Below are 3,805 nucleotides of genomic sequence, written 5' to 3'. Positions count from 1 at the left end.
ACAATGAAGCGGGGCAGCAACCCCTCGGGCAAAATCGGGTATTCGTAGCGAAAGTTGAGGCAGTCTGCCGGGTCAAACTCAGCGGCGGCAGCAGGCTGCTGCTTGTCGAGCAGGTTGGGGATTAGGTAGCGATGTTCGTCGTCTTGAAAGCGAAAGCACAGTTCGAATTTGCGCATCAGCTCTAGCAAAAAGCCGTGGCGCTCGGCGGGGTAGTTTTGGGCGTCTAAATTGCGGGCAAGGCAGGCGGCTTCGAGTTCGCCTTTGGTGTCGGCGAGTTCGTGGGCGTTGAGCAGGGTGTAAATGCCGTTGGTGACCCAGTGGGGATTGAGCACGTGGGTATCGCGCAGGCGGGGGTCGTCTTTGTAGTTGAGGGCAATGCCGAGGCTGTGGAGATGCACGGCGAGGGAGTCTTGCGCCCCATAGTCGGTTTCGCCATCGGTCTGGCAAATGGCTCGATATTGCTCGAAGGATATGTAGTTGTCGGCCATTTCGGAAAGCTTGTTTTTGATCGCCACCCAACTGGCGGGGAAGGGATCGCGCAGGTGCTCTAGGGCAGGGCCATTTCATTCTCAAGGAAGGCTGAGGATGCTAGAGTTTCAGGCTGATCACCTTTTCGCTAAGGCTTATGCATCTTCCCTCGCAATCCTCTGCCGTTGGCTCGAAACCTAGCCTTGAGGCACGGCCTGAGAGAATTGAGATTCTCGAAGCCTTCGCGGACCTGCCGGATGTGCGTAAGGCATCTGGGAAGCGGCATCACATGGCCCTGTGCCTAGCACTTTTTACCCTGGCAGTGACGGCAGGCAATCGAGGATTTTTGTCCATTGGCGACTGGCTCAGGTGCTACCAGCACGATTTGATTGACCTCTTCGACCCGCCCAAACGGTCGTCTGCCCTCCTACAGTAACCTGAGTTCGGGATAAGGAAAGGAGGGGCTCTGTAAGCTGATATCACGTAAATGATTCAGCAGGCCCCCCTATGGATAGTCTAGAAGAGCTGTTTTGCCACATTGATGATTTCTGCTGTCAGTTCGAGCCGAAATGGCACCAGATGCTGCTGGGTGAAGGCGTTCAACACCGTCAGCGCCAGCGATCGCTGAGCTTAAGCGAGGTGATGACAATCTTGGTGTGCTTCCACCAGCAGCACTATCGCAACTTCAAGGCGTTCTACAACAAGCATGTCTGCGTGCACTGGCGAGAGGCCTTTCCTGGCCTGGTCAGCTATCACCGCTTTGTGGAGTGGATGCCGTCGGCTCTGCTGCCCTTATGCGTGTACCTGAAGCACTGTTTTGGCGCTTGTAGCGGCATCAGCTTTATCGATAGCAGCAGCCTCAAGGTGTGCCACAACCGTCGGATTCGACGCCACAAGGTGTTTCGCGGCCTGGCGGCTCGGGGCAAAACCTCAGTTGACTGGTTCTTTGGCTTCAAGCTCCACCTGGTGGTTAATGACCAAGGGGAGTTGCTCAACATCCAAATCACGCCGGGCAATACCGACGACCGCAAGCCCGCCTGTGACTTGCTTCAAGGCCTCTATGGCAAGGTCTTTGCTGACCGGGGCTATGTCTCCAAAGCACTGGCAGAACGCCTCTTTGAGACCTGTGGCATCGAGTTCTTTGCCAAACCCAGGCGCAACATGACAAACCACTTGATGCGGCTCACCGACAAGTTACTGGCCCGCAAGCGCGCCATTGTCGAAACCGTCATTGACCAGCTCAAGAACATCTCCCAGATTGAGCATTCCAGGCATCGCAGCCCTACCAACTTCATGGTCAATGTCATCTGTGGCTTGATTGCCTACTGCCATCAGCCCAAGAAGCCTTCCCTCAATCTTGACTTCGCTCTTCCTCCATCGGCTTAACCCGAACTCAGGTTACAGTACAATTCGCCGAGTGCTACTGAAGCTGGACTATGGGGAGTATTCAGCGGCCTTAGCGCGGTTCTTTGGCATTGAAGCGTTACCGGGTGAAACCTTAGCGGTAGATGGCAAAGTCTTACGCGGGTCGTATCAACTAGAGCGTGACAATCCTGACTCTCCCCCGCATCCCGCCATTCTGCTGGTCAGTGCCTATCTAGTGGAGCGTGGGTTGATTCTGGAACCCTATCAGGTCAACCATAAAACCAACGAAATCAAAGCCTTGCCGGAATTCATCGAGCAACTGGCGCTCAAGGGGGTGGTGATTGCCTTTGATGCGGTTAGCACCCAAAAAAACCTGTCAACTCATCCTTGACACCAACAATCATTACTTGGGTGCCCTCAAAGGCAATCAAAGTAGCTTGCACAAAAGCGTTCAGGCCAACTTTATCGCTGAAGCCAGCTATACCGAGCTTAGTAAAGGGCATGGGCGACTGGAGAAGCGGGTCGTTAGCCTTTGCACAACCCTCGATACTATCAAGCCCTGGCCAGGTCTGAAGACACTGGTGCGCGTCGAGAGTGAGCGCCAATTCAACTACGGCGGACAGCCCCGCCGAGAAACCGAGACTCGCTATTATATCGCGTCGTTTTAGAATCAGCGGAATCCTTTGCTCAGCGCATTCGGGGCTATTGGGGCGTCGAAAACAAAGTGCACCACGTTCGGGATGTGACCCAAGGCGAAGATGCTTCGCGCATCCGCATGCATCAGTTGCCGCAAATCTTTGCCGTCGCGCGTAACTTCGCGCTCAATCTCTATCGCTCCAACGAGTTCTCCAATATGGCTCAGGCTGAACGACTCTGCAAATTTGGCCTAGATACCCTCAAGACCATTTTTAGAATGAAATAGCCCTGGCTCTAGGGCGTCGGTTTTGCGCTCGATGGTGGCGAGGAGGTGGTCGATGCCCTGTCCAGTTTCGCAGTCGGTGGCGATGAATTCGCGAATGTTGGGGAATTTTTGCTGCAATGCGCCCCGGTTGACATCGAAGGGGTGCTCTTTGTATTTTGTTGAGCACAACGAGAACGGGGGAGTCGCCGCCAAAGCTTTGGATGAGTTCGAGCCAGTACTCGGCATCGGCATCTTCGTGGCCCTGGCGACCGTTGAGCACCAGCAGGTAAAGGCTACGCTCGGTGAGAAAGAATTGATGGGTAGAGTGCATAATCTCTTGCCCACCAAAATCCCACACATGGAGTTTGATATCTTCAGCGTCGTTGAGAGCAATAGGCCACTGGGTAATCTGAATGCCCTCTGTCTTAGCAGATCTTGGGCTAAAATTTTGATAAATCAGGCGATTGACCAAGGACGTTTTTCCCACCGCGCCGAAACCCACCAAAATCATCTTGGCTTCATTCAGTGGAGTACGCTCAAATCGCAGCCGAAAATAGTAATCAAGGATATCTTTTGGAGTACTTGCTGTTGCTCCCTCATTAACCTCTTGCCACGTTGAACCAAGTATTTCTTTAGGCAATCCCAGAAAATCATTCCATGGAGAATAGTTCATTCAGATCTTTCAGGCAGTTCAATTCCACAGGAAGTATAGCTATCTGATTGTGAGACAGATTTAATTCTGTTATATTTTTAAGATTTTCAATCTCGGCCGGAATAGACTTCAATAAGTTTCTGGATAAGTTCAATTTTTCAAGCTTGCAAAGAGTAGTTAAACCCTCAGGGAAAGAAGCCAACTTGTTTCCAGATAGATCGACCTCCGTCAGGTCTCCAGCCTTGAAAATTTCTTGAGGAATATTTTTAATCTATTCCATGAAAAATCCAGCACTTTAGGTCCGGGAATCCTGCCCATCTCCGCTGGAATAAAACTAATTTTATTGTCGGCAATCCTAAAAACCTCCAAAGAACTTAGCAGGCCAATTGAAATTGGTATGGAACTCAATCCATTGCTGC

8 protein-coding genes and 1 pseudogene are annotated in these 3,805 nt (G+C 52.0%); 5 read left to right on the top strand and 4 right to left on the bottom strand.

Annotation, left to right across the window (positions count from 1 at the left end; translation table 11 throughout):
* The coding region (locus LEPTO7104_RS36055; protein WP_040697957.1) for a COR domain-containing protein at positions 1-515 on the bottom strand (515 nt) is incomplete at its 3' end.
* Between the two features lie 110 nt (positions 516-625).
* On the opposite strand from LEPTO7104_RS36055, the gene LEPTO7104_RS43935 reads away from it, so the two are divergent.
* The 5 genes from LEPTO7104_RS43935 (at position 626) to LEPTO7104_RS38970 (ending at position 2,755) form a co-directional block, all read left to right on the top strand.
* Entirely contained in the window at positions 626-904 is a 279-nt protein-coding gene (locus LEPTO7104_RS43935; protein WP_017302157.1) for a transposase family protein, read from the top strand.
* Positions 905-975: 71 nt separating this feature from the next.
* Positions 976-1,854 carry an IS982 family transposase gene (locus LEPTO7104_RS0129385; protein ID WP_017296738.1) on the top strand — a complete coding sequence of 293 codons (879 nt, stop codon included), beginning with the start codon at positions 976-978 and terminating at the stop codon, positions 1,852-1,854.
* A gap of 31 nt (positions 1,855-1,885) precedes the next feature.
* A complete protein-coding gene (locus tag LEPTO7104_RS36050; protein WP_017300680.1) occupies positions 1,886-2,224 on the top strand; it encodes a hypothetical protein in 339 nt (112 codons plus the stop codon).
* Positions 2,225-2,270: 46 nt separating this feature from the next.
* Positions 2,271-2,501: a hypothetical protein gene (locus tag LEPTO7104_RS38975; RefSeq protein WP_155523989.1), complete on the top strand. Its 231-nt coding sequence runs from the start codon at positions 2,271-2,273 to the stop codon at positions 2,499-2,501.
* Positions 2,502-2,575: 74 nt separating this feature from the next.
* Positions 2,576-2,755: a hypothetical protein gene (locus LEPTO7104_RS38970; RefSeq protein ID WP_155523987.1), complete on the top strand. Its 180-nt coding sequence runs from the start codon at positions 2,576-2,578 to the stop codon at positions 2,753-2,755.
* Here the strand turns inward: LEPTO7104_RS38970 and LEPTO7104_RS38965 are convergent.
* The 3 genes and pseudogenes from LEPTO7104_RS38965 to LEPTO7104_RS41990 form a co-directional block, all read right to left on the bottom strand.
* Positions 2,742-3,407, bottom strand: coding sequence for an ADP-ribosylation factor-like protein (locus LEPTO7104_RS38965; RefSeq protein WP_083887212.1), 666 nt, complete (start codon positions 3,405-3,407; stop codon positions 2,742-2,744). The two genes, LEPTO7104_RS38970 and LEPTO7104_RS38965, sit on opposite strands and share 14 nt — an antisense overlap.
* Complete coding sequence (locus LEPTO7104_RS43930) at positions 3,385-3,588, bottom strand: leucine-rich repeat domain-containing protein (protein ID WP_071527433.1); 204 nt, start codon at positions 3,586-3,588, stop codon at positions 3,385-3,387. Before LEPTO7104_RS43930 ends, LEPTO7104_RS38965 begins: the two co-directional genes overlap by 23 nt.
* A gap of 26 nt (positions 3,589-3,614) precedes the next feature.
* Positions 3,615-3,805 (bottom strand): annotated as a pseudogene (locus LEPTO7104_RS41990) (hypothetical protein); the annotation flags it as partial.

It is taken from the genome of Nodosilinea nodulosa PCC 7104 (genome assembly GCF_000309385.1).
GTDB lineage: Bacteria > Cyanobacteriota > Cyanobacteriia > Phormidesmidales > Phormidesmidaceae > Nodosilinea > Nodosilinea nodulosa.
Note: the sequence above shows the minus strand (reverse complement) of the source record. Positions and strands in the feature narration are given on the sequence as shown.